Annotated in this window: 23 protein-coding genes and 1 riboswitch; of the genes, 13 read left to right on the forward strand and 10 right to left on the reverse strand. The window is 56.4% G+C overall.

Features of this window, described 5'->3' with window-relative positions:
- Positions 1-68: 68 nt before the first annotated feature.
- Positions 69-200, reverse strand: a complete 132-nt coding sequence (locus tag J5067_RS22270; protein WP_195316105.1) for an entericidin A/B family lipoprotein — start codon at positions 198-200, stop codon at positions 69-71.
- Positions 201-367: 167 nt separating this feature from the next.
- On the opposite strand from J5067_RS22270, the gene J5067_RS22275 reads away from it, so the two are divergent.
- Together J5067_RS22275 and J5067_RS22280 are read left to right on the forward strand one after the other, a co-directional pair.
- On the forward strand, positions 368-853 hold the full coding sequence (locus J5067_RS22275; protein WP_264652041.1) for an SRPBCC domain-containing protein: 486 nt from the start codon (positions 368-370) through the stop codon (positions 851-853).
- 73 nt (positions 854-926) lie between these two features.
- Positions 927-1,865 (forward strand): DMT family transporter, encoded by a 939-nt coding sequence (locus J5067_RS22280; RefSeq protein WP_264652057.1) that lies wholly within the window; start codon positions 927-929, stop codon positions 1,863-1,865.
- A gap of 32 nt (positions 1,866-1,897) precedes the next feature.
- Here the strand turns inward: J5067_RS22280 and J5067_RS22285 are convergent, their stop codons facing one another.
- Together J5067_RS22285 and J5067_RS22290 are read right to left on the reverse strand one after the other, a co-directional pair.
- Positions 1,898-3,070 (reverse strand): MFS transporter, encoded by a 1,173-nt coding sequence (locus J5067_RS22285; protein WP_264652042.1) that lies wholly within the window; start codon positions 3,068-3,070, stop codon positions 1,898-1,900.
- Positions 3,067-4,260, reverse strand: coding sequence for a serine hydrolase (locus tag J5067_RS22290; protein WP_264652043.1), 1,194 nt, complete (start codon positions 4,258-4,260; stop codon positions 3,067-3,069). The genes J5067_RS22285 and J5067_RS22290 overlap by 4 nt, the downstream gene beginning before the upstream one ends.
- Positions 4,261-4,388: 128 nt before the next feature.
- Here J5067_RS22290 and J5067_RS22295 point away from each other — a divergent pair, with 128 nt between their 5' ends.
- Positions 4,389-5,276 (forward strand): LysR family transcriptional regulator, encoded by an 888-nt coding sequence (locus J5067_RS22295; RefSeq protein ID WP_264644406.1) that lies wholly within the window; start codon positions 4,389-4,391, stop codon positions 5,274-5,276.
- An 81-nt stretch (positions 5,277-5,357) separates the two neighbouring features.
- Here the strand turns inward: J5067_RS22295 and efp are convergent, their stop codons facing one another.
- Entirely contained in the window at positions 5,358-5,924 is a 567-nt protein-coding gene (gene efp, locus J5067_RS22300) for an elongation factor P (protein WP_222159790.1), read from the reverse strand.
- A 40-nt stretch (positions 5,925-5,964) separates the two neighbouring features.
- On the opposite strand from efp, the gene epmB reads away from it, so the two are divergent.
- Positions 5,965-6,996 (forward strand): EF-P beta-lysylation protein EpmB, encoded by a 1,032-nt coding sequence (gene epmB, locus J5067_RS22305; protein ID WP_264652044.1) that lies wholly within the window; start codon positions 5,965-5,967, stop codon positions 6,994-6,996.
- Positions 6,997-7,049: 53 nt separating this feature from the next.
- On the opposite strand, the gene J5067_RS22310 is transcribed toward epmB, so the two are convergent.
- Together J5067_RS22310 and pgi are read right to left on the reverse strand one after the other, a co-directional pair.
- A complete protein-coding gene (locus J5067_RS22310) occupies positions 7,050-7,391 on the reverse strand; it encodes a DUF4156 domain-containing protein (protein WP_264644404.1) in 342 nt (113 codons plus the stop codon).
- A gap of 61 nt (positions 7,392-7,452) precedes the next feature.
- A complete protein-coding gene (gene pgi, locus J5067_RS22315; protein WP_264652045.1) occupies positions 7,453-9,102 on the reverse strand; it encodes a glucose-6-phosphate isomerase in 1,650 nt (549 codons plus the stop codon).
- Positions 9,103-9,284: 182 nt separating this feature from the next.
- Positions 9,285-9,492: riboswitch (Lysine riboswitch) on the forward strand.
- A 132-nt stretch (positions 9,493-9,624) separates the two neighbouring features.
- Between pgi and lysC the strand changes: the two genes are divergently transcribed.
- The 3 genes from lysC (at position 9,625) to J5067_RS22330 (ending at position 13,801) form a co-directional block, all read left to right on the forward strand.
- Positions 9,625-10,983 carry a lysine-sensitive aspartokinase 3 gene (lysC, locus tag J5067_RS22320; protein ID WP_264644402.1) on the forward strand — a complete coding sequence of 453 codons (1,359 nt, stop codon included), beginning with the start codon at positions 9,625-9,627 and terminating at the stop codon, positions 10,981-10,983.
- A gap of 82 nt (positions 10,984-11,065) precedes the next feature.
- Positions 11,066-11,989, forward strand: a complete 924-nt coding sequence (panS, locus tag J5067_RS22325; RefSeq protein ID WP_264652046.1) for a ketopantoate/pantoate/pantothenate transporter PanS — start codon at positions 11,066-11,068, stop codon at positions 11,987-11,989.
- Between the two features lie 357 nt (positions 11,990-12,346).
- Positions 12,347-13,801 carry an anion permease gene (locus J5067_RS22330; RefSeq protein WP_264652047.1) on the forward strand — a complete coding sequence of 485 codons (1,455 nt, stop codon included), beginning with the start codon at positions 12,347-12,349 and terminating at the stop codon, positions 13,799-13,801.
- Positions 13,802-13,853: 52 nt separating this feature from the next.
- Here J5067_RS22330 and J5067_RS22335 read toward each other — a convergent pair whose 3' ends face one another.
- The 3 genes from J5067_RS22335 to J5067_RS22345 all read right to left on the reverse strand — a co-directional run bounded on the left by J5067_RS22335 (position 13,854) and on the right by J5067_RS22345 (position 17,829).
- Positions 13,854-14,408, reverse strand: coding sequence for a hypothetical protein (locus J5067_RS22335; protein ID WP_264644399.1), 555 nt, complete (start codon positions 14,406-14,408; stop codon positions 13,854-13,856).
- 144 nt (positions 14,409-14,552) lie between these two features.
- The gene (locus tag J5067_RS22340; RefSeq protein WP_264652048.1) at positions 14,553-16,691 is read right to left on the reverse strand and encodes a TonB-dependent siderophore receptor; all 2,139 of its coding nucleotides are present in this window, start codon (positions 16,689-16,691) and stop codon (positions 14,553-14,555) included.
- A gap of 148 nt (positions 16,692-16,839) precedes the next feature.
- Positions 16,840-17,829, reverse strand: a complete 990-nt coding sequence (locus J5067_RS22345) for an AraC family transcriptional regulator (RefSeq protein WP_264652049.1) — start codon at positions 17,827-17,829, stop codon at positions 16,840-16,842.
- A gap of 256 nt (positions 17,830-18,085) precedes the next feature.
- Between J5067_RS22345 and yefM the strand changes: the two genes are divergently transcribed.
- Entirely contained in the window at positions 18,086-18,337 is a 252-nt protein-coding gene (yefM, locus tag J5067_RS22350) for a YoeB-YefM toxin-antitoxin system antitoxin YefM (RefSeq protein WP_196908014.1), read from the forward strand.
- Positions 18,334-18,588, forward strand: coding sequence for a Txe/YoeB family addiction module toxin (locus J5067_RS22355; RefSeq protein WP_264652050.1), 255 nt, complete (start codon positions 18,334-18,336; stop codon positions 18,586-18,588). Before yefM ends, J5067_RS22355 begins: the two co-directional genes overlap by 4 nt.
- Positions 18,589-18,664: 76 nt before the next feature.
- Here the strand turns inward: J5067_RS22355 and metH are convergent, their stop codons facing one another.
- Positions 18,665-22,372 (reverse strand): methionine synthase, encoded by a 3,708-nt coding sequence (metH, locus tag J5067_RS22360; protein ID WP_264652051.1) that lies wholly within the window; start codon positions 22,370-22,372, stop codon positions 18,665-18,667.
- Between the two features lie 205 nt (positions 22,373-22,577).
- On the opposite strand from metH, the gene iclR reads away from it, so the two are divergent.
- The 4 genes from iclR to J5067_RS22380 are packed head-to-tail and all read left to right on the forward strand — an operon-like array spanning position 22,578 to position 25,696.
- Entirely contained in the window at positions 22,578-23,411 is an 834-nt protein-coding gene (iclR, locus tag J5067_RS22365; RefSeq protein ID WP_264644394.1) for a glyoxylate bypass operon transcriptional repressor IclR, read from the forward strand.
- Positions 23,412-23,470: 59 nt separating this feature from the next.
- Positions 23,471-24,133 (forward strand): CDP-alcohol phosphatidyltransferase family protein, encoded by a 663-nt coding sequence (locus tag J5067_RS22370; protein ID WP_264628491.1) that lies wholly within the window; start codon positions 23,471-23,473, stop codon positions 24,131-24,133.
- Positions 24,130-24,771 (forward strand): lysophospholipid acyltransferase family protein, encoded by a 642-nt coding sequence (locus J5067_RS22375; RefSeq protein ID WP_264652052.1) that lies wholly within the window; start codon positions 24,130-24,132, stop codon positions 24,769-24,771. The genes J5067_RS22370 and J5067_RS22375 overlap by 4 nt, the downstream gene beginning before the upstream one ends.
- Entirely contained in the window at positions 24,764-25,696 is a 933-nt protein-coding gene (locus tag J5067_RS22380; RefSeq protein ID WP_264652053.1) for a phosphatidate cytidylyltransferase, read from the forward strand. The genes J5067_RS22375 and J5067_RS22380 overlap by 8 nt, the downstream gene beginning before the upstream one ends.
- Positions 25,697-25,702 lie beyond the last annotated feature (6 nt).

Raw genomic sequence — 25,702 nt, forward strand, 5'->3', positions numbered from 1 at the left:
CCATACCCGGCGAATGTCATAAACACATGGCTCAGGATCGTCACTGAGCACAATGCCTGAACCGTTTACTACTGCGCACTGCGTTGAATGGCTTTCCCACCTGCCTCGACATCCTGACCAATACCACGGGTGGTATTGCAAGCGGTCAACGCGGAGAGCATCAGCAATGAGGCAAGAATAAGCACGCTTTTTTTGAACATGGTTATTTTCCTTCTCAAGGGAGAGGTAAAAGGGAAAGTAATACTATCAAGGCGATTTCCATCGCCTTCTGTAAGCGTAGTCAATCCTGACGCGATAAGCGTTTTTTGTTCCGGTGTCACTGAAAATAGGCGGCACACTGGCATTCACGCTTATCAGGAGCCACGCTATGACACTGTCAACACCCCATCATGCAGATACCCGCAATCTTGTGATTACCCGAGTGCTGGACGCCCCGCGACATGCAATATGGCGTGCCTGGTCAGATCCCGAGTGGCTCAAAGTCTGGTGGACCCCCAAACCGGGAACAACCGACGTTATCGCCCTCGACCTGCAACCCGGAGGCGCATTTCATACCCGGATTCAAGGACCGGGCGACTGTCGCAGTGAACACATCGGATGCTTTTTAGAGGTGATTCCCCACGCCCGTATTGTGTTCACGTCGATGCTGGCCGCAGGCTGGCGACCGGCCATGCCCGGATTGGCCTTTACCACGCTCATTTCGTTGTCTGACTACGCGCTGGGAAGCTGCTATACCGTTCAGGTTATCCATCAGGACGAAATTACGCGTGAACAGCATGAAAAATCAGGTTTTTTCGAAGGATGGAACACCGCTATCAGCCAATTGGAAGAGGTCGCCTGTACGTTACGCTAGCCGTATGAGGGGATGGCTTATCGACAACATTCCCCCTATGATGGAAAACTGATCTCTTTTGTCTGAACCTGCAATGCAACGTTACTTCTCTGCCATCCCCCACCCCATCTTGGGCATCAAACCCCAGGAGTGGGCGCTAATCCTGATCACTCTGGTGTGGGGAACCACCTTTTTAGTGGTTCATCTGGCCATGCAGCACAGTGGTCCGCTGTTTTTTGTTGGGCTGCGCTTTACCACGGCCGGTGTCATCAGCCTTCTGGTCTTTCGGCGCGCATTGGCGGGGCTGACGCTTCAGGAATGCTATGCGGGTTTTGCCATCGGGGCGAGCATCCTACTGGGCTACGGTTTACAAACCTATGGTCTGCAAACCATCACCAGCAGCCAATCGGCGTTTATTACCGCACTGTATGTTCCTCTGGTGCCGCTGCTGCAATGGCTGGTGCTGCGGCGACGCCCCGGCGTCATGAGTCTGGTGGGGATTGTTTTCGCGTTTGTCGGCCTGATGCTGCTAGCCGGACCGGATGCGGGTCATCTCAGCATGAGTCAGGGCGAATGGGCCACGCTGCTCAGTGCGCTGGCGATTGCGGCCGAGATCATTCTGATTGGTCATTTCGCCGGAAAGGTCGATGTGCGCCGGGTGACTACCGTACAGTTGCTGACGGCGGGGCTGCTATCACTGCTGCTGATGCCAGTAACCGGTGAATCGCTGCCCGCCTTCTCCTGGGCCTGGCTGCTGGGCGGCATCGGCCTCGGTGCCGCCAGCATTGTGATTCAACTGACCATGAACTGGGCACAAAAGGCGGTATCCCCCACGCGCGCCACCGTCATCTACGCCAGCGAACCGGTGTGGGCAGGCATTGTTGGTCGTATGGCCGGTGATCGTTTGCCCGGCTTGGCGATTGTGGGGGCCGCGCTGATTGTTATCGGGGTGCTGGTCAGCGAGCTGAAACCTGCGCAGTGGCTACGCCGCAAGAAAGAACCTCCCTGTAGCACAGAGCGCGAAGGGGTTTGACAGTGGCTGAGGGTGCAGGCCTGACTGGCGTGTTAACACGGCATCGCGCGGAAACCCTGCTGCCGGGCAGCCCAAGCCACGATCAGCGTTGCCGTTAGCAGCAGCAAAAGCGTCGGAGAGAATGCCGCAACGCCCAGACTCTCCAGCAACAGCCCACCCAAAATACCGCCGCCAGCGATCGCCAGGTTCCAGGCCGTCACCAGCATCGATTGCGCCACATCGGCCGCCTCTCCGGCGGTTTTGGCGATGGCGGTTTGAAACAGCGTCGCCGCACCGCCGAATGCCAGCCCCCACACTGCCACGGCCGTATACACCACGATAGGCCTATCACCGGCCACGCCAAGCGCCAGCGCAGACAGACCAAACAATAGCGTGCTGGTCAGCGTCAATGCACGCAGATGTCGGTCAATCAGCACGCCGACGATCCAGATACCCAGCAACGAAGCCACGCCAAACACCAGCAGTATCACGTCCGTGCGTTCGGCCATGCCTGCTGCCGCCAAAAACGGGGCGATATAGGTGTAAAGGATGTTGTGCGCCAACACAAAGGCCAATACCACAAACAGCACCGGACGCACCCCGGCCATGACAAACACCGCGCCTAACGACAACCGTTTGCCCGCTGGCTGCCCGGCAAAGTCGGGAACCTGAACACGCACCCACAGCATAAGCAGTAGCGCCAATACGCTCATGAGGCCGAAACACATTCGCCAGCCCACCAGTTGGCCTAAAAACGTTCCTGCCGGCACGCCGAGCGACAGCGCCAAGGGCGTGCCGACCATGGCAATCGCAATGGCGCGTCCCTTCTGGTGGTCCGGTACCATACGTGCGGCGTAACCGGCCAGCAATGCCCACAAGAGCCCGGCGGACACGCCCGCCAGAAAGCGTGCCACCATCGTCAGGGGATAGCTGCCGGAAAATGTCGTGACGGTATTGGCAATCGCGAAGCCTGCAAGCGCCGACAACAGTAATGGACGCCGCCGCATACCTTGCGTGGCCGCCGTCAGAGGGATAGCGGCAACCAGAGAACCGATGGCATAGAAGGTGACGGTCTGGCCCACCCAGGCTTCGGACACCGCAAGGCCTTGTGCCATTTGTGGTAATAGCCCCGCAGGCAGGGCTTCGGTCAGAATAGTGATGAACGCTGCCGTGGCCAACGCCAACAGTGAGGCCAGCGGTAAGCGCTCAGGTTTGCGGGGTGTCATTGTGCTTCCCCCAGCGCCCCGTACACCGCATCACGCAGATCGGCCACGAAACGGCCCGACATGCCTTCGTACAGCGTATTGGTAAATGCCACAACGCTCAGACCCCGCGCACGATCGACAAACCAGGCATGGCCGTAAGCGCCCCCCCAACGCCAGGTTCCCGGTGATTCTGGCGAATCCGCCAACCGGGGATCGCGTAACACCGAAAACCCCAGGCCAAAGCCGAACCCCGGCGCATTGGGCAGCTCCAGTCCGTGGGTTTGGTCGCGCCCCATCTCCTCAATCAGGGCATCGGGCAATAGCGCACCGCCGCCCTGACGCAGGGCTTCGAGCAGGTAAAGGAGATCTCTGGCGGTGCCGGCCATGCCTGCGCCGCCTGAAGGGAAGGCTTCAACATCGAAGATGCGCGCCGGGCTATAGGTAATACCGACAGCGCCCTCAAAGGAAGAAACGGTTTCGCCTTCAGCCAACCGATGGGGCTGTGTGGTATCACTCACATAGGCCGTCGCCACGCGTTGCGCATTGTCCACGACGAAGCCGGTATCCACCATGCCCAGCGGGCCGGTCACGAGTTCACATACCGCCTTGTCCAGTGACGTGCCGTGGACACGCGCAATCAAGGCGCCCAGCACATCCGTCGCCAGCGAGTACCCCCAGGCGCTGCCCGGCGCATACAGCAGCGGCACGCTGGCGAGGCGACGCAAATTCTCATCCAGCGTGATGCCGGAATCATCCATACCATCCGATACTCCAGCCTGCGCATAGGGACCATAGGCATCCGCCTCGAAGAAGCGGTAGCTCAGTCCTGCGGTATGGCTGAGCAACTGCCGCACCGCGATCGCCACGGCTGATCCATCGGCCAACCGAGGCTGAAACTCGGGCAGCCAGCGAGAGATATCGTCATCCAGACCGAGTTTTCCCTGAGCCACCAGCACCAGCGCCGCCGTCGATACTATGGGTTTACTCACTGACGCCAGCCGAAAGATCGTGTCCAACGTCATCGGCTGTGCGTGTTCACGATCGGCCCATCCGGCCGCCTGCTGGTAAATCAACGCGCCGTAGTGCGCCACCAAGACAACGCTACCCACCAGACGATGGCTATCCAGCGCCTGCTGGATAACATCCTGAATGCGGGTGAAGCGATGCGCAGAGGGAACGCCTGAGCGCAAGGGAGAGAGAGGAGTCGTCACGGTAAAGTCCTTGATGTCATCGGTTGTTAAATCAGGCATGCCTTGACGATAGAGAACTTGTGACTCAAGAAAAAGGTGGATACAGTTCCTTGCTATGCGGAATAAACTGTCCGCAATTGGAGAGCGATATGGACAGCCTTAACGGCTTTGTGGTGTTCGTACAGGTGGCGGAAACGCGCAGCTTTGTGGCAGCAGGACGACTGCTGGGGGTGTCAGCCTCGGCCATCGGCAAGAGCGTGGCACGTCTGGAAGAAAAACTGGGCGTGCGCCTGTTCCATCGCAGCACGCGTAACATCACCCTGACGGCTGAGGGTACCCTGTTTCTGGAACGCTGTCGGCGCATTCTGGCCGAGATCGAAGCCGCAGAGTTGGATCTACAGGCCAGCAGCACACCGCGTGGGCGCTTGCGAGTGAGCCTGCCGCTGGTCAGCTCGCTGGTACTGCCAGTGCTCAGTGAATTTATGCATACTTATCCTGAGATCGTGTTAGATCTCGATTTCACCGATCAGATCGTCAACGTGATCGAAGAAGGCTTTGATGCGGTGGTACGCACCGGTGAGCCACATGACTCGCGTCTCACCGCTCGTCGGCTTGGTGCCTTCCGCTCGTTGCTGGTCGCCTCTCCAGACTATCTGGCGCAGCATGGCACACCGCAGGTGCCTGCCGACCTGCTGCGACACCGCTGCCTGCACTATCGCTTTCCCCACAGTGGCAAGCTGGAACCGTGGGCGCTACGGCTTGCCCCCGGAGAACCGCCGTTGCAACTGCCTACAGCGATGATCTGCAACAACATAGAGACACGCGTGTGCTTTGCGCTGCAAGGGCTGGGCATCGCCTATTTGCCGGACTTCTCTATCCGCGACCTGCTGGCCAGTGGCCGATTACAGCCCATCCTGGTCGATTATGTGGAGCGCACAGGCGTTTTTCACGTGCTGTGGCCCGCGAGCAAGCATCCATCGCCCAAGGTGCGCGTACTGGTAGACTTTCTGAGCGAGCGGGTGTTTCCCGGTTCGTAAGCCCAGACATTAGCGTTGGCCGGATGCGGGACAAAAAAAACCGCCAGCAAAAGCCGACGGTGTTTTTTGGCAGGGAAGTGCTTATTTCACGCGGGAGACGTATTCGCCAGAACGCGTATCCACTTTAATCACTTCGCCAATCTGAACAAACAACGGCACTTTTACCACGGCACCGGTGGTCAAGGTTGCCGGCTTACCGCCAGTCCCTGCTGTATCGCCCTTCAGACCTGGATCGGTTTCCACGATCTCCAGTTCCACGAAGTTTGGCGGCGTTACCGTGATCGGTTGGCCGTTCCACAACGTAACGATACATTCAGCCTGATCCAGCAGCCATTTGGCGTTATCGCCAACAGCTTTGGAATCAGCGGCCAGTTGTTCAAACGTTTCATTGTTCATGAAATGCCAGAACTCACCGTCGTTATACAGGTAGGTCAGGTTCATATCGACCACATCAGCACCTTCGGCGCTGTCGGTGGATTTGAAGGTTTTTTCAATCAGTTTGCCGGTCAGCAAACGGCGCATTTTCACGCGCGCGAAAGCCTGCCCTTTACCTGGCTTAACGAATTCACTGGATTCGACAGCGTAAGGCTCACCTTCAAACATGATTTTAAGACCGGAACGAAAATCGTTGCTAAAATAAGTCGCCATAAAGGCCCTCTATTATTTGATACTGGTACTCAGCCAAAAAATGGCACACATTGTAACCCTAAAACCCCATCCCAGAGAAGATTGGTTGCATCAACTTGCGGATGTCATTACCGATCCTCTCCAACTTTTGCACTTTTTGGCGCTGGATGAGCACCCTCTGCTATGCAAAGGGGCAGAAGCGCGCACGCTGTTTCCGCTGCGCGTACCCTGGTCCTTTGCCGCGCGGATGCGCAAAGGAGACCCTCTCGATCCGCTATTGCTGCAAGTGCTGACCGCGCAGGACGAATTCGTGGTGACCCCCGGGTTCAGCGTCGATCCGCTCGATGAACAGCACAGCGTGGTGCCGGGATTACTGCATAAATACCACAACCGCGCCTTGTTGCTGGTCAAAGGCGGCTGTGCGGTCAACTGCCGCTATTGCTTCCGTCGCCACTTTCCCTATCAGGACAATCAGGGCAACAAGGGCAACTGGCGTCAGGCGCTGGACTATATTCGCCAGCATCCTGAACTGGATGAAATTATCTTCTCCGGTGGCGATCCGCTGATGGCAAAAGACCATGAGCTGGACTGGCTTATCAGCGAACTGGAGACCATTCCCCACGTGCAGCGCCTGCGCATTCACAGCCGGTTGCCAGTGGTGATCCCGGCGCGTATTACCGAGACGCTGTGCCAGCGCTTATCGCAAACGCGCCTGCGCGTGCTGCTGGTGACACACATCAACCATGCCAACGAGATAGACAGCGAACTGAGTGAAAGTATGGCACGTTTGCGTCAGGCTGGCGTTACGCTGCTGAACCAAAGCGTACTGCTGCGCGGCGTGAATGATAACGCCGCGACGCTTGCTGCGCTAAGCAACGCGCTGTTTAACGCGGGCGTGTTGCCCTACTACCTGCACGTGCTGGATAAAGTGCAAGGCGCAGCGCATTTTCTGGTTAGCGATGAAGAAGCGCGAGATATCATGAAAACGCTGCTGTCGCAGGTATCCGGCTATCTGGTGCCGCGTTTGACGCGCGAGATTGGCGGGGAAGCCAGCAAAACGCTGCTGGATTTACAGCTACTAAAGCACAGCTAGCAGAAAGCATTCACAGGCGGCTCGGTTATCATCCGCCTGTGGATGCCTGTCGCTTAGGGACAGTGGTAAACCTGCCCGACCAGCTTGCTATCCAGCGGCGCGAAGCTCGACCAGAAGCTTTCGCTGGAGCTGGTGGCCCCATAGATAACGTTGCCGCCGAGCGCCGCTGCCTTGTTACGCAGATCGTTGGCCGCGCCGCGCTGCGCGTTGCCTTCATCGTGACCCGTTAACCAGGTGGATTGCGCGCCTGTCACCTGACCCACCAGACGACATTCGCTGCCGGGTTGCTTATCGGTAAACTTGACCGACTGCCCGGCGGAGCTCAATTCTGTGCTGGTGCTGCATCCTGCCAGTAAAACCGCCACGGCGATGCCCAGTAAAACACGTTTCTGCATACGTCCCTCCATGTTGGTGACAAAAGGGTGGTCACTGCCACCCTCTCTCGGCGTCCACGACTCAGGCGCGCCAGTTTTTAAAGCGGTTAATCAAACCGTTGGTCGAACTGTCGTGGCTGCTTATCGGCTGGTCATTTTCCAATTCCGGCAAAATACGGTTGGCCAGCTGCTTGCCCAACTCGACGCCCCACTGATCGAAAGTATAGATATTCAGAATCGCGCCCTGGGTGAAGATTTTGTGTTCATACAGCGCGATAAGCGCTCCCAGGCTGTAAGGCGTTATTTCACGCAACAGGATGGAGTTGGTTGGGCGATTGCCTTCAAACACTTTGAACGGTGCCACATGCTCAACCTGCTGCGCCGTTTTTCCCTGCGCGGCAAACTCGGCTTCCACCACCTCACGGGATTTACCAAAGGCCAGCGCTTCGGTCTGGGCGAAGAAGTTGGAGAGCAGCTTACCGTGATGATCGCCCAGCGGGTTGTGACTCACGGCCGGTGCGATGAAATCACACGGCACCAGTTTGGTCCCTTGGTGAATCAACTGATAAAACGCATGCTGTCCGTTAGTGCCCGGCTCACCCCAGATAATCGGCCCGGTTTGGTAAGTCACCGGATTACCGTCACGATCGACATACTTACCGTTGGACTCCATGTTGCCCTGCTGGAAGTAGGCAGCAAAACGGTGCATGTACTGATCGTAAGGCAGGATCGCCTCGGTTTCCGCGCCAAAGAAATTGTTGTACCAAATCCCGATCAGCGCCAGCAGCACCGGCAGGTTTTTCTCGATAGGCGTGGTGGCAAAGTGCTGATCCATGGCGTGCGCGCCGCTCAGCAATTGCTCAAAGTGGTCAAAACCGATGGAGAGGATAATTGACAAGCCGATGGCAGACCACAGCGAGTAGCGACCGCCGACCCAATCCCAAAATTCAAACATGTTGGCGGTATCAATACCGAATGCGCTAACCGCGCTGGCATTGGTGGAGAGCGCGGCGAAATGCTTGGCAATATGCTGCTCATCCTGCGCGGTTTTCAGGAACCAGTCGCGCGCCGAATGGGCGTTGGTCATGGTTTCCTGCGTGGTGAAGGTTTTTGAGGCCACCAGCACCAGCGTGGTTTCCGGGTTCAGCGTTTTCAGGGTTTCAGCGATGTGCGTGCCGTCGACGTTGGACACAAAGTGCATGTTAAGGTGGTTCTTGAACGGCCGTAGCGCTTCCGTCACCATGAAGGGGCCGAGATCCGAACCGCCGATGCCGATATTCACCACATCGGTGATCGCTTTGCCGGTATAGCCTTTCCAGCTACCGCTGATGATACGCTCGCTAAAGCCTTTCATCTTCTGCAATACCGCATTGACCTCTGGCATCACATCTTTGCCATCCACCACAATCGGTGTGTTTCTACGGTTACGCAGCGCAACGTGCAGAACGGCGCGATCTTCGGTGCGGTTAATCTTCTCACCAGAAAACATCGAGGCAATGGCCTCGCTCAACTGCGTTTCGCGCGCCAGGCTGAGCAACTTATCCAGCGTTTCCTGAGTAATGCGGTTCTTGGAGTAGTCCACCAGCATCAGGTCATCAAACGTGGCGGAAAAGCGTGAGAAACGATCCGGGTCCTGAGCAAACAGTTCGCTGATTTGCACCTGTTCCATCGTGGAAAAATGCTGTTGCAGAGCGCGCCATGCGGCAGTTTGGCTGGGATTGATATTTTTCATAACAACACTCTTGTCTCCGATAATAAAATCGCTAAGGCTGAATCGATTGTATCCCTTAAATCACCACTTGCGCTCCCTTTTCTTACAATTACGCGTCAACTGCGAGTTTGCCGGTTGACAGCCGCAAGATAACCCGTTATTTGTAGGCGTGAACTTATGCAGCCACGCCGAAGGCGGTTGCATAAGCCAGAAGAGGAGCGCCGCCCAGGTAATTTATCCGAGGATCCGTAAATCCAGTGACGATAAACCAGGGGGAGCGGCGCCGAGATGATAGGCAATACGGGAATGCCATCATCGACTACAGGGGCTGAATCCTCTGGGTTGTCACCAGCAACGTGCCGGTTATTAATACAAACTGCACGTTCAGCAAGGTGGAGCGCTTCTGGGTGTACCGTAGTGACGCTTACTTATCTACGCCTGCTCCCTGCTTACCGCTCTTCCCTTGTGCCAAGGCTGATTTTATGGACGGCTGATGTGCGACAACTATCGCCACAGCGCCCCTGACACGAGGTTTTTTTAGTTATGTCTACAACCACTTCTCTGAGAATCGCTAAATTTGGCGGCACCAGCGTCGCCGATTTCGACGCCATGAACCGCAGCGCAGATATTGTGCTGGCCGATCCTGCGGTGCGCATTGTCGTGCTTTCCGCCTCTGCGGGCATCACCAACCTGCTGGTTGCCTTAGCGGAAGGCGTGGCGCAAGAGCAGCGCGATGTCCACCTGGAAAAAATTCGTCACATCCAATATGCCATTATCGATCGTCTGAGCCATCCGCAAGTGATCCGTGAAGAGATCGATCGCATGCTGGAAAACGTGGCGCGCCTGTCTGAAGCCGCTGCACTCGCCACCTCTAACGCCTTGACCGATGAGCTGGTCAGCCACGGCGAATTGATGTCAACGCTGCTGTTCGTTGAGATCCTGCGTCAACGTCAGGTCAGCGCCGAGTGGTTCGATGTGCGTAAAATCATGCGTACCAACGATCGCTTTGGCCGCGCAGAGCCGGATTGCGACACGCTGAGCGCATTGACGCGCAGCCAGTTGCAGCCGCGTCTGGCAGAAAGTCTGATCATTACTCAAGGGTTTATCGGCAGCGAGGCCAAAGGCCGCACCACCACGTTGGGCCGCGGCGGCAGCGATTACACCGCCGCGCTGCTGGGCGAGGCGTTGAACGTTGATCGCATCGATATCTGGACCGATGTCCCCGGTATCTACACCACCGATCCTCGCGTGGTGCCCACGGCACACCGTATCGACCAGATAACCTTTGAAGAAGCGGCGGAAATGGCCACCTTTGGTGCCAAGGTGCTGCACCCGGCGACGCTGTTGCCCGCCGTGCGCAGCGATATTCCTGTATTCGTTGGCTCCAGCAAGGATCCTTCTGCCGGTGGCACCTTGGTGTGCAATAAAACAGAAAACCCGCCGCTGTTCCGCGCGCTGGCGTTGCGTCGTAAACAAACGCTGATCACGCTGCATAGCCTGAATATGCTGCACGCACGCGGCTTCCTGGCGGAAGTGTTTAGCATTCTGGCGCGCCACAATATTTCGGTGGATCTGATAACGACCTCTGAAGTGAACGTGGCTCTGACGCTGGACACCACCGGCTCCACCTCTGCGGGTGACGGCCTGCTCTCCAGCGCCATGCTGACCGAGCTCTCTTCCCTGTGCCGCGTCGAGGTGGAAGAGAACCTGTCGCTGGTCGCACTGATCGGTAATCAGCTTTCTCAAGCATGCGGCGTCGGCAAAGAGGTGTTTGGCGTGCTGGAGCCGTTTAACATTCGCTTAATTTGCTACGGTGCCAGCAGCCATAACCTGTGTTTCCTGGTGCCTGGCAATGACGCGGAGCGCGTGGTGCAGACGCTACACCACAGCCTGTTTGAATAGCGCCCAGCCACGGCACCCAAAAAACCGGCTCTTTAGCCGGTTTTTTTATCTGGACCTTCATAGTGATAAGGATAGAAATTTCATGCTCGCCATTTTGACTAGGCTGTTTCCGTTATGGGCCGTTTTACTCTCCGTTGCCGCCTATGCCTCACCAGACACCTTTACCGGCATCAGCCCCCATATCAGCACGCTGCTGATGCTCATCATGTTCGCCATGGGCGTGACCCTGAATATTGGGGATTTTAAACGGGTGCTCACCCGCCCTGCCCCGGTTGCCGCTGGGATATTCCTGCACTATCTGGTGATGCCACTCGCCGCCTGGGTGTTGGCGCGCGCATTTAACATGCCGCCTGACCTCTCGGCGGGTATGGTGCTGGTAGGCAGCGTTGCCAGCGGCACGGCGTCGAACGTGATGATCTACCTGTCTAAAGGCGATGTCGCCCTGTCAGTCACCATTTCATCCATCTCGACGCTGGTTGGTGTGTTTGCCACACCGCTGCTGACCCGGCTGTATGTTGATGCCGCCATCAGCGTGGACGTGATGGGCATGTTGCTCAGCATCCTGAAGATCGTGGTGATCCCGATCGGCGCTGGCCTGATTGTTCACCACCTGTTCAGCGGTATGGTAAAGCGCATCGAGCCCTATCTGCCAACGCTGTCGATGGTGTTTATTCTGGCAATTATCAGCGCCGTGGTCGCAGGCAGTCAGAGCCATATCGCATCCGTCGGTTTTATGGTGATTATTGCCGTTATTCTGCACAACGGCATTGGCCTGCTGGGTGGCTATTGGGGCGGTCGGCTGTTCGGCTTTGACGAGTCTACCTGCCGCACGTTGGCTATCGAAGTCGGCATGCAGAACTCCGGCCTTGCTGCCACGCTGGGCAAGATGTACTTCTCGCCACTCGCCGCCCTGCCCGGCGCGCTGTTCTCGGTCTGGCACAACCTTTCTGGCTCGCTGCTGGCGGGCTACTGGTCAGGAAAATCGCTGGAAAAAGAGAAGCAGTAACCGATTTACCCACCAACCAGCGCCTGACAGGGCGTTGGTTGGTCAATGTGTTAAATAAATGGTGAAAATGATTTACACCATGGTTAACGACACCATTCTCACATACTTCGTATCTTTTTCACTCACCCCGCACGGCACCTGCCTTTGTCATATTTTGTCACACTTAAAATGTGAGGCGATTCACATAATTATTTAACTAACAATATTTAGAAAAACCGATTCAAATCAATAAGCGTGTCATTTTCATCCCGCGTTTTTTATCAGTGAGGCTATGATCGCTGATAACCCTGTAACCCATAGGGATTACACTGATTACAGCTCCCCCTTCAGACACCTATCAAGTTGTAAGGAAAACGGATGAAGACCAAAACGTCGTATGGCCTAAACTGGCTTGCTTTGGCGATTATTCTGCTTGTCGCCGCCTTTTTTTGGCACTTGTCTCCACCCACCGGTCTCAGCGCGCCCGCCTGGCACTCGGCGGTGATTTTTGTCGCCACCATCGTCTCGATTGTGGCTAACGTGTTACCCATTGGTGCCATCGGTATCATCAGCATGACGCTGTTCGCGCTGACGGCCGCCGCAGGCGATACCAGCGCCAGCGGCGCGATTCAAACCGCATTGAGCGATCTGAATAGCTCCCTGATTTGGCTGATCGTCGTAGCCTTTATGATCGCGCGCGGCTTTATCAAAACCGGGCTGGGCCGACGCATCGCATTGCAGATGATTCGCCTGCTGGGGAAGAGAACGCTGGGGCTGGCCTACGGCCTGGCCTTTGCCGATCTGGTGTTATCCCCCGCCATGCCAAGCAATACGGCACGCTGCGGCGGTGTGATCTACCCGATTGCTGACTCACTGGCGCGCAGTTTCGACTCCAAGCCGGAAGATGCCTCGCGCAGTAAGATCGGGACATTTCTGGTGGTCTGCATCGGCAACGTCAACGATATTACCGCCGCGCTGTTTATGACCGCCTATACCGGCAACCTGCTGGCAGTCAAACTGGCTGCCAACGCGGGCGTGCACATCACCTGGGGCAGTTGGTTTCTGGCCGCCGTGGTGCCTTGCCTGATCTCCCTGATGATCGTTCCACCGTTGGTGCTGTGGTTGACCAAACCGGAAATCCGCCACACGCCTGATGCACCTAAGCTGGCAATCAGCGAACTGGAAAAAATGGGACCGATGGCGCGTGGTGAATGGCTGATGGCCGTCACCGTACTGCTGCTGTTGGTGCTGTGGATTTTTGGCGACACGCTGGGCGTAGATGCCACCACCGCGTCCTTTGTCGGCCTCTCCTTCCTGCTGTTGAGCGGCGTGCTGCGCTGGGAGGACATCAAAAGCGAAAAAGGGGCCTGGGATACGTTGATCTGGTTCGCTGCGCTGCTGATGATGGCTAACCAGCTTAAAAAGCTGGGCTTCACCACCTGGTTTGGCGATCTGATTGGCGGCAGCGTCGGTCATTTGATGGCCGGAACCAGCTGGGTGCTGGTTCTACTGCTGCTGAACGCCGCCTACTTCTATACCCACTATTTCTTTGCCAGCGGCAATGCGCAGATCGCCGCGCTCTATGCCGTATTTCTTAGCGTGGGGATCAATTTAGGAATTCCGCCCGTGCCGATGGCGCTGATGCTGGCATTCACCAGCAGCCTGTACTGCTCGCTGACGCAATATACCCATGCACGCGGCCCCATTCTGTTCGGCGCGGGTTATGTGCCCACCGCTGTGTGGTGGCGCTCCGGGTTTATTATCAGTCTGGTCAATCAGGCGGTATTTATGACCGCGGGATTGCTGTGGTGGAAAGTCGTCGGGCTTTATTAGTTGAATTGCTTCCCTGCCACATAACGTGGCAGGGAACATCCGCTGAACCGCGCTATCCCTCTTCGCGTAATATTGACAGACACTCCTGTTGGTTGAGTTCACCCCGGCTACCCGCCACATCGAATACCACCTCCCCATTGGGATGAACCTTTAAACCCAGCGCTACCGCCATCATAATCTCGGTTCCCGGCAGGGTGAGCAGTTCGTGTAGCGGTTTTTGCCCCTCATCGTCTATTTGGTGAATGCTCATGCTAAGCGCCATGTCCGAGGCGCAATCTATGCCCCCGACAAAAATAAGCTTCCCGCCGTCAACCAGCTCTGACTTGAGTTTCGCTAACCATCGACTGGCGAGATCGGGTCGACGATCGCTCTCTGACGTTATCCCGTAAAACAAATTTCCACCGGTGATGTGCAGCAGTGTGCGCTGTTGATACCACCTTCCATTCCATTTCGACAGCACGGCCAACGCGCAGCAATGCGTCAGCCTGTGGGTATGTAATACGGACGCGCTGTCCGTTGCACATCCCACCTTACCCATTTCAACATTGATGCAGTTATCAGTGTGCCGATAATAATGGGGCGTATCGTTAATTGAGGTTACGTTCATAAAATTCCGTTTTATTTGCAAATACATCAAAAAAGCGGAATAAAATATCACAACATATGCGTGATAAGAGTTATACCTCTGAGAAAGCGCGGAATTCGAAACTCCCCGACGAACGTCGGGGAAGGAAGCTATCAGAGAAAGCAATCAGAAAGCGTAAGACAGGCTGCCTACCACGCTGCGCTCTGCGCCAAAGTAGCAGTAATCCAGTGAGTTACAGGCACCAACATAGCGTTTGTCCGTCAGGTTGTTGACGTTCAACTGCGCGCTCAGCCCTTTTAAGCCAACCTTGGAGAGATCGTAACCCACCGCCATATCCACCAGCGTGTAAGACGGCAAGGTATGGGTGTTGGCACGATCGCTCACCACGCCGTTCACGTAGCGCACGCCGCTTCCCAGCGTTAAGCCGTCCAATACGCCGTTCGTGACGTCATAGCTCACCCAGGCACTGAGCTGGTTGCGCGGCGCATACACGGCGCGCTGGCCTTGCTCACTGGCGATGCCGCTTTTCTTGTAGCGAATGTCGTTATAGCTGTAGGCCGCCTGAACGCTGAGGTTATCGGTGATATGGGTTAACGCTTCCAGCTCTATCCCTTCCGATTCAATCTCACCAATGGCCCGGTAAGGATCGCTCGGCTGGGTTTTCGTCGCCACGTTGGTCTGGTTGATGCGATACAGGGAGACGCTGTACTGATCCTGCGTACCGACGGGTTGATATTTCAGCCCGGTTTCCCACTGTTTGCCTTCCATCGGCTTGAGCAGGTTACCGCTGGCATCGGTAAAGTTGGTGGGCGTAAATGCCGTGGAGTAGCTGACGTAAGGGGCAACGCCGTTATCAAACAGGTAAAGCAGCGCCGCACGTTCGCTGAAATGCCCTTGGTCCAGTTCGCTACGCGCCTCGGTGGTTTGGTTGGTGCTTGAGATTTTAACCGTGTCATAACGGCCACCCAGCGTCAGACGCCAGCGATCCAGGGAAATCTGATCCTGCGCGTAGAAGCCGGTTTGTTGCAGCTTGTGCTTTTCACGGGTAGGAGCATCCCAGCCTAGCGCGCCCGCGCCGTACACCGGATTGAAGGCATCAAGGTTAGGGAAAACACCTGTCGGCCAGTTGACGTCATTTTGACGCTGCTGATAATCCATCCCCACTAACAAACGGTGATTCAGCACCCCAGTATCGACGCTGCCATCCAGTTGGTTATCCAAGGTCCAGGCTTTAAGTTTTTCACGCGCGCCTTGGTAGTAGCGGATCAGTTCATCGCTATTTCCCGACCAACCGTAGCCATAGACCTGATCCAGATGCACCCGGCTTTGCAGATAACGCACTTTCTGGCGCACCGACCAGCCGCTGTCAAAATTGTGCTCAATGTTGTAACCGACCATATTCTGGCGACGATCGTATTTCTCGACGTTCTTCTCGCCATCGTAGAAGCCGTTTGAGATATAGCGACCATTGTGCGGCACCACCGAACCTTCATACGGTACACCCGAGTGGCTGCCCCCTTCCGGATCGCGATGCAGATACGCCATCAGATCCAGACGGGTTTTATCGCTGATGCGCCAGGTCAAACTGGGCATCAGGGCGTAGCGCTCTTCTTTGGTAGTGAACTGCGTATCCGCTTTACGCACGATCCCGCCGAGGCGGAATGCCACGCGATCGTCATCGTCCAGGGGCCCAGTCACATCAAAGGCGGCACCGCGCTGTGCATTGTTACCGGCGAACAGTTTGATTTGTCCGCTTTGCTCAAAGGCCGGGCGGCGTGAACTCAGCGCCACGATGCCCCCCGGAGAGGCGCGCCCATACAGCACCGAGGCCGGACCGCGCACCACTTCCATACTTTCAAGGAACCAGGGGTCAACCACCAGCGAGCTGTGCGAGTTGGTATCCCCCATGATTTTCAGCCCGTCGAGGAACACGTTATCCAGGCTGCCGTCGGAAAAACCGCGCATCACGATGTAGTCAAAGCGGTTGGTGCCACCCACCTGATTGTTGTAGACACCCGGCGTATAGCCCAGCGCCTGACGCACATTGGTTGCGCCCTGCTGTAGCATCTGTTCGCGCGTAATAATTGAAACAGACTGCGGCGTTTCAATATCGGGCGTAGCCAGCTTGGTGGCCCCGCTTTGCACCTGAGAGCTGACAATCAGCGTATCCGGTTTATTCGTTGCCGCACTGTTCGTTGTCGAATTGTCCGTTGCTGAATTAACGCTATCCTGCGCGAGAACGCTTCCGGCAAACCCGCTTGCCAGATAGCCGACCATCAGCGCTAACTGTGTTTTTCTCAACATGCCCTTCTCCGCCTCACCTGAACTTGTAAATGCGAATTATTACCGTTTTCATGCAAGAGCAAGCTATGCGCGCTGACGGGTTATGTATGCGCCATGACAAAGGTGCGCGCGGCAGGGAACCTGGGGTGGAATAAACCAGACTTAAACGCTATGTGCGCCGCGGGGAGAAAGGGACATCGCTGGGAGCGATGCCGTAGTGACGTCGAAAGGCGGTGGCAAGATTGGTGGCATGTTGATATCCCGACATCCAGGCAGCCTGCTGGACCGGATGGCCCTGTTCCAGCAAACGATAAGCCAGCGCCAGCCGGCTGTTGCGTAGGAAATCAAATACCGAGATCCCGTAGGCTTGGCGGAATTTATTGCGCAGGCTGGTCGGACTCATCGCGGCCTGTTGCGCTAACGCCGTCAGGGTGTAAGGCTTTTCCGGGTGCAACTGTAACTGATCGCGCAGCGCATCCAGCCGCCGCCGCTCACTGGGTGGCGCAATCATGCGCCCTTGCTGCCCCGCAGGGTCAAGCGCCAGGCCATGACCCAGCAGTTGCAGCATCGTCCCTTCCAGCATCAACTGACGCGCCAGATTTTCACGCGAAGGCGATAACGCCTGCTGCAAGCCCGCCAGCAGGTAATCGGGCACAGGCCATAGAAAGGCCGCGTTGTCACGGCATTCCCACTGATGCAGTAACGCAGCAAGCAGCGGGGGAAGTTGCAGTTGACCGGGATGAATACCCAGTGCCAGAGTTCGCAACGGATGATCGACCGCGTGACGCACATGCATCACCTCCTGCTCCCCAAGGCGGGTGCTGAAGGCCATGCCTGCACGCACCACAAACTCTCGCTGGTTCACTCGCAGGTTGATGCAGCCGCCCAGCACCACCAGTGTATAGAGCGGTGAACCTTGCAGCGACGTGGACTCATAGGGTTGCATCACGCGCACATCGGAACTGGTCAGGCTGATGCCAGAAGAGAGAATCATCTCTTCCACATGGCCTTGCACCACCACGCGCTGCGCTTTGCGCCGATCGCGGCTGGAGACTAGCTCAGGGAAGCGGTAGTCGATCCCGTAGCGTTCGCCAAAGGCAAAGAAATCATCAACGGAAAACTGGCGTTCAGGCAGTGAGGGAGAGTAGGCGTTCATCATCGTCAGGGGTCCACCATCAGGCCTGCGCGGCTGGGAAAATGGTCGAGGGGGAATACCACAGGGCTTTACCTTAACACTCACAGGAGACTGCTTCAACAAAGATGATAACAATTCTCATTAAATAATATAACACGTGGATCGCTGTGGGCATCAAGGTGTTAGATACACAAAACCGGAACGTAGTGCATACCCTATTTAGTACTAGTGAAAAAAACCTCATCATTGTACAATGATGAGGTGCAAAGAGGAGAACATGATGAGAACTATCAGTTACAGCGAAGCCCGCCAGAATTTATCAGCAACCATGATGAAAACGGTGGAAGATCACGCCCCCATATTGATTACCCGGCAAAACGGTGAGGCCTGTGTTCTCATGTCCCTTGAAGAGTATAACTCTCTGGAAGAAACCGCCTATCTGTTACGCTCGCCGGCAAATGCCAAAAGGCTCATGAACGCCATAGAAAGTTTGAAAGCAGGTGAAGGAACAGAAAAGGACATCATTGAATGAAGCTAACGTGGTCTGAGGAAGCATGGGAGGATTATCTGTACTGGCAGGATGCAGATAAGCGCATGGTTAAGAAGATCAACGCACTCATTAAAGATGTCTTGAGAACCCCTTTTGAAGGCAAGGGTAAACCAGAGCCTTTGAAACATAACTTGTCCGGTTTTTGGTCCCGGCGCATAACCGAAGAACATCGCCTGGTTTATGCCATTGCAGAGGGTGCCATTCTTATTGCCGCCTGCCGCTACCACTATTGAGATAGCATCGTTGGGAAATCGTCCCACGGCCAACAAACAGTATGCATGCTGACCGTGAAGATCCTAACCCACTGCGTTAATCCGCATCATACCCCAGATTGGGTGCCAGCCAGCGTTCGACATCGGCCACTGACATGCCTTTGCGCGCGGCGTAGTCTTCCACCTGATCGCGCTGAACCTGTGCCACGGCGTAATATTTGCTTTCCGGGTGACTGAAATACCAGCCCGAAACCGAGGCCCCCGGCCACATGGCGTAGGATTCCGTCAGTTTCATGCCGGTGTGCGTTTCCACATCAAGCAGTTGCCAGATTTGCGCTTTTTCCGTGTGATCCGGGCAGGCGGGATAACCCGGTGCCGGGCGAATACCCTGGTAATTCTCGCGAATCAGCTCGTCGTTGCTGAGGTTTTCGTTAGTGGCATAGCCCCAATACACCTTGCGTACTCGCTCATGCAGATATTCCGCAAACGCCTCTGCCAGACGATCTGACAGCGCTTTCACCATGATCTTGTTGTAATCATCGTGCTGGGCTTCCCAGGCCTCCGCCAGTGCGTCTTCCTCTAATCCACCGGTTACCGCAAATGCACCGAGATAGTCCGGCTTGCCACAGGTTTTAGGCGCAACAAAATCCGCCAGACAGTAGTTGGGGAAATCCGTTTTTTCCGTTTGCTGACGCAGGTGATGCGTCACCAACAGCACCTCGTCGCGACGCTCATCGGTATACACCTCAACATCATCCCCTACCCGATTAGCGGGGAACAGGCCCACCACGCCGCGCGGATTCAGCGTCCCCTGCTCACTGAGGGTATCAAGCATGACATTCGCATCGGCAAACAGGCGCTTGGCTTCTTCGCCGACCACCTCATCTTCCAGAATGCGCGGATACTTGCCCGCCAGCGACCAGGTCATAAAGAACGGCGTCCAGTCGATATAGTTGCGCAAGGTTTCAATGCTGGCGGTGACGGCCTGCACACCAACGCGGTGCGCGACCGGCGGCGTATAGTCATCCCAATCAAGCGGATTGTGGTTAGCGCGTGCCGCCGCCAGCGTCACCGGTGGAGTACGCGGTTTCTTACGTCCGTGCTGAATGCGCACGGTTTCATACTCTTTGCGGGTACGCGCCACAAACTCGTCGCGCTGGCTATCCGACAACAGCGCCGACACCACGCCGACCGAACGTGAGGCGTTTTGCACATAGACCGTTGCGCCGCTGTAATTCTGTTCGATCTTCACCGCAGTGTGCGCTTTGGAGGTGGTCGCGCCGCCAATCAGCAACGGCAGCGTGAACCCCTGACGCTGCATCTCTTTCGCCACGTTGACCATTTCATCCAGCGACGGGGTAATCAGCCCAGACAGGCCGATAATATCGACGTTCTCTTCGCGGGCGGTCTTCAGGATTTTCTCGGTCGGCACCATCACGCCAAGATCGATAATCTCGTAGTTGTTGCACTGCAACACCACGCCGACGATGTTTTTGCCGATGTCATGCACATCGCCTTTGACCGTGGCTAACAGGATCTTGCCTGCACTGCTGCCTTTCTCTTTACTCGCTTCAATATAGGGTTGCAGGTAAGCCACCGCCTGCTTCATCACCCGCGCAGATTTCACCACCTGCGGCAGGAACATTTTCCCCGCGCCAAACAGGTCGCCCACCACGTTCATCCCGTCCATCAACGGCCCTTCAATCACTTCGATAGGGCGAGCAGCCTCCTGACGCGCTTCTTCGGTATCCTGTTCGATAAACTCGGTAATGCCTTTAACCAACGCGTATTCCAGCCGTTTTTTCACCGGCCAGCCGCGCCATTCCGCCTGCGTTTTGTTGCTCTCATCGTCGGTTTTGCTGCCGCGATAGCGTTCTGCCATCTCCAGCAGTCGCTCGGTGCCATCGTCACGGCGGTTGAGCACCACATCCTCCACGGCATCTCGCAGTTCGGCGGGCAAGTCATCGTAGATAGCCAACTGACCGGCGTTGACGATCCCCATGTCCATCCCGTTGCGAATCGCGTAATAGAGGAACACGGCGTGAATCGCTTCGCGCACCGGTTCGTTACCGCGAAAGGAGAACGACACGTTCGAGACGCCGCCGGAGATCATCGCGTGCGGCAACTGTTCCTTGATATCCGCGCAGGCTTCGATGAAGTCCACGGCGTAGTTGTTATGCTCATCAATGCCGGTGGCGACGGCAAAAATATTCGGGTCAAAGATGATGTCTTCCGGCGGGAAACCAACCTCTTGCGTCAGGATCTGGTAGGCACGGCGACAGATCTCGATCTTGCGCGCGCGGGTATCCGCCTGCCCCACTTCATCGAACGCCATCACCACCATGGCAGCACCGTAACGCCGCACCTGACGCGCGTGATCGATAAAGACGTCGAGCCCCTCTTTCATCGAGATGGAGTTCACGATGCCCTTGCCCTGAATGCACTTAAGCCCTTTTTCAATCACCTCCCACTTGGAGGAGTCGATCATGATCGGCACGCGGGCGATATCCGGCTCACCGGCAATCAGATTGAGAAAGCGCACCATGGCCGCTTCGGCATCCAACATGCCTTCGTCCATGTTGATGTCGATAATCTGCGCGCCGCTCTCCACCTGCTGGCGGGCAACATCCAGCGCTTCGCCGTATTTTTCCTCTTTGATCAGGCGTTTGAAACGTGCCGACCCGGTTACGTTAGTCCGTTCACCCACGTTAACAAACAGCGTTGCTGCATCAATGGTCAACGGCTCCAGCCCGGCAAGGCGGCACGCCACCGGGATCTCCGGCAGCGGGCGCGGCGCAACGCCTTCAACCACCTGGGCAATGGCAGCAATGTGTTGCGGTGTGGTACCGCAGCACCCGCCAACAATATTGAGGAAGCCGGCACGCGCCCACTCCCCAATATGTACCGCCATGTCGGCGGCATCGAGATCGTATTCACCGAACGCGTTCGGCAGGCCGGCGTTAGGGTGAGCAGAGACATAGCACTCGGCGATACGAGACAGTTCCGCCACGTATTGACGCAGCTCATCCGGCCCCAACGCACAGTTCAAGCCAAAAGAGAGTGGGCGCGCATGGCGCAGTGAGTTGTAAAACGCTTCCGTGGTCTGCCCTGACAGGGTGCGGCCAGAGGCATCGGTAATGGTGCCGGAGATCATCACCGGCAGTTCAATGCCGAGCGCCTCGAATTCGGTTTCTACCGCATACACCGCGGCTTTAGCGTTCAGGGTATCAAAGATGGTTTCGATCATGATGAGGTCGACACCGCCCTCAACCAACGCGCGGGTTGATTCCCGGTAAGCATCGACCAATTGATCGAAACTGATATTACGGTAAGCAGGGTCGTTCACATCCGGCGAGATAGACGCCGTGCGGTTGGTCGGGCCCAACACGCCTGCCACATAGCGCGGTTTGCCCGGGTTTTGCGCCGTCCATTTGTCCGCACTGGCGCGGGCCAGGCGTGCCGCCGCCAGGTTAATCTCCGCCGACAGCGAGGCCATGTCGTAATCGGCCATCGCGATCGGCGTAGCGTTAAAGGTGTTGGTTTCGATAATATCCGCGCCAGCCTCAAAATAGGCATCGTGGATCGCAGCAATAATCGCAGGTTGGGTAATCACCAGCAGGTCATTGTTACCTTTCAGGTCGCTGTGCCAATCGGCAAAGCGTTCACCGCGATAGTCGGCTTCCTGCAACCGGTAGCCTTGGATCATGGTGCCCATACCGCCATCCAGCACCAAAATGCGCTGCGCCAGTTGCTCACGCAATGCTGCAACCCGATTCACCGCCGTTACCTGTTTTTGCTCTGCCACCCTGACCCCACCGAACTTGTTAGCATTATTCAAATTATGATTGCTTATCGTAACAATCTGCCCGTTCCGCGTCACATGAGAGTTTTTCAGTCTTTCCCCCCTTTTTTGCGCCTTTCGCTACTAACCTGCCTGAAACCTAAAGAATAGTTGCAATCCCGAAGGAAAAAATGAAAACTAATTCCACCATACAGAAAGGAGCCGAAATATGACGCCACCGGAGCCCGCCAAACGCGGCAAAAAACCACGGGGTGCTGTCAGCACCAACGTACAGGCGACAGGCCAGGTGCAGTCACTGACGCGTGGGCTAACGCTGCTGGAACTGATTGCCCAAGCCAACGGCAGCGTCGCGCTTACCGATCTGGCGCAGCAGGCCGGTCTGCCCAACTCCACCACTCACCGTTTATTGACCACCATGCAACAGCAGGGCTTTGTGCGTCAGGTGGGGGATTTGGGATTCTGGACCATCGGCTCCCACGCTTTTATCGTCGGCAGCAGCTTTTTGCAAAGCCGCAACCTGCTGGCCATGGTGCACCCCATGTTGCGTAAATTGATGGAAGCCTCGGGCGAAACCGTCAATCTGGCGGTGTTGGACAACAGCGATCACCAGGCGATTATTATCGACCAGGTGCAGTGCACTGCGCTGATGCGCATGTCTGCGCCGATTGGCGGAAAGCTTCCGATGCACGCCTCCGGCGCGGGAAAAGCCTTTCTGGCAAACCTGAGCGACGATCAGGTCAGCAGCCTGCTGCATCGCAAAGGATTGCATGCCTATACTCACGCCACGCTGGTTTCGCCGGTGCATCTGAAAGAAGATTTGGCGCAAATCCGCCGACGCGGTTACTCCTTTGACGATGAAGAACACGCGCTCGGGCTACGCTGCATCGCAGCCTGTCTGTTCGACGAGCACCGCGAACCGTTTGCCGCCATCTCCATCTCTGGCCCGATCTCCCGCATCACGGACGATCGCGTAACCGAACTCGGGGCGTTGGCGATCGGTGCAGCCAAAGAAGTCACGCTGGCTTATGGTGGAATCCGTTAATATTTCTGCAAACTTGGCTATAATGTGCGCTCTCGATTTCACTTCACGAGCACAGGGTTATGGAAAAGGACATCCAGGATCGCCGTCCGATTCGGGCGCGCGAGACACGATGGGCAACGGCGACAGCACGCTATTTACGCCGTAAAGGTTATACGCCCAATGCTATCTCACTCTTCAGTATTCTGTTCGCCGCCCTTGGCGCGCTCTGTTTTCTCATCGTGTGGCGCTGTGACAGCGAAGGCCTGCAACGGGGTTTGTTGATCGCTGGCGCGCTCGGTATTCAGGGGCGCTTACTGTGTAACCTGCTTGACGGCATGGTCGCGGTTGAGGGAGGAATGCGCAGTCCGGCGGGGGCGGTGTATAACGAATTGCCCGACCGCGTATCCGATACCTTGCTGTTGTTGGGCATCGGCTACGGCATACTGCAACACCCTTACGCGCCGCTGCTGGGCTGGGGGGCGGCACTGCTGGCGCTGGCAACCGCGTATATTCGCCTGCTGGGCGGCACCTGCGAATTGGCGCAGCGCTTCAGCGGCCCCATGGCGAAACAGCACCGCATGGCACTGCTCACCGCAGGTGCCATTGTGGCCGCAATAGTGCCACAGTGGGGACAGTCTATTTTTACCCTCCTCCTTGCCGCGATACTGCTGGGTGCCGGAGCAACCTGCATTCATCGTACTCGCCAGATTATCCGCGACCTGTCATCAGGAGAACCGTCATGACATTCAGCCCCGATAAAACGCTGGTACGTGCGCTGCTGGTAACCGTGTGTCGCTTGCTGACCGGTATCAAAGCACGCTGGCGCGCCACCCCGCAGGTAGAACAACCGACCATTTATTACGCCAATCACAGCAGCCATCTCGATGGTTTGGTGATCTGGGCCAGCCTGCCAGCAACAATGCGCGATCGGGTACACCCCGTCGCCGCCGCCGATTACTGGCAGAAATCCGCGCTGCGCCGCTATCTCTCTGCGCGCATCTTCGGTGCGGTGCTGATTGAGCGTAAGCGCAAATCCGGGGCACCGTTCTCCAGTGAGGATCTGTTGGCCCCGCTGGTAACGGTGCTGGAAAAGCAGGAGTCATTGATATTTTTCCCCGAAGGCACGCGCGGTGGTGGCGACGAATTGGGCGAATTCAAGAGCGGGCTGTTTCATCTGCTGCAACGTTACCCCGATGCGCGTCTGGTGCCAGTCTGGTTAGAAAACCTGAATCGCGTGCTGCCAAAAGGCTCGAGGCTGGTCGTTCCCATCATTTGTAGCGCCACCTTCGGCGAGGCCCTCTCTGGCCCCGCACAGGATGAAACCAAAATCGAGTTTCTGAACCGGGCGAAACAGGCGCTGGAGGCGCTGTCACATGCGTAAAGTCGACAATGAATTGCTCCTGCTGTTAGGCGGTTTATTTATTCTGCTGATGGTCGCCAGCCTGATCGGGTTTATGCTTTCACGCCGCAAGCAAAATGACACCATTGCCAACCTCAACGCCAGAATCCGCGCCTGGTGGGTGATGTGTACCATCTCGGTGATCGCCATGCTGATCGGTCCGATAGGCTCCGTGGTGTTATTTGCGCTGATGTCGTTTTACGCGCTGCGCGAATGCGTGACGTTGACGCCCACGCGTCGGGGCGATCATGAAGCGCTGTTCTGGTGCTTCTTTATCATTCTGCCGCTGCAATATCTGCTGGTGGGGATTGAATGGTACAACCTGTTTGTGATTTTCATTCCGGTGTACGCCTTTCTGTTTATTCCCGCCCGCGTGGCACTGGCGAGCGACACCACGCACTTCCTCGAACGCTGTGCCAAGATCCAGTGGAGCCTGATGATCGCCGTCTACTGCGTCAGTCATGCCCCTGCGCTCCTGATGATCTCCATTCCTGGCTTTGAAGGTGAGAATATCAAGCTGGTGCTGTTCATGATGATTGTGGTGCAGATTTCGGATGTATTGCAGTACGTGTTCGGCAAGCTGTGGGGCAAACGCGCTATCGTGCCTAAGCTGAGCCCGAATAAAACAGTGGAAGGGTTTGTCGGCGGCATTCTCAGCGCCAGCCTGATCGGTGCCGCGCTGTTCTGGGTTACGCCGTTTAGCCCGGTCGCAGCCTTCTTCATCTCGCTGTTGATCACCCTGTTGGGCTTTGCAGGTGGCTTATGCATGTCAGCCATCAAACGCGATCGCGGCGTGAAAGATTTCGGCGCTATGCTGGAAGGCCACGGCGGCATGATGGATCGCATCGATTCGCTGTGCTTCGCCGCCCCGGTGTTCTTCCACGTGGTACGCTATTTTTATAGCTAAGCGCTA

The organism is Candidatus Symbiopectobacterium sp. NZEC151 (assembly GCF_025962655.1).
Taxonomy (GTDB): Bacteria; Pseudomonadota; Gammaproteobacteria; order Enterobacterales; family Enterobacteriaceae; genus Symbiopectobacterium.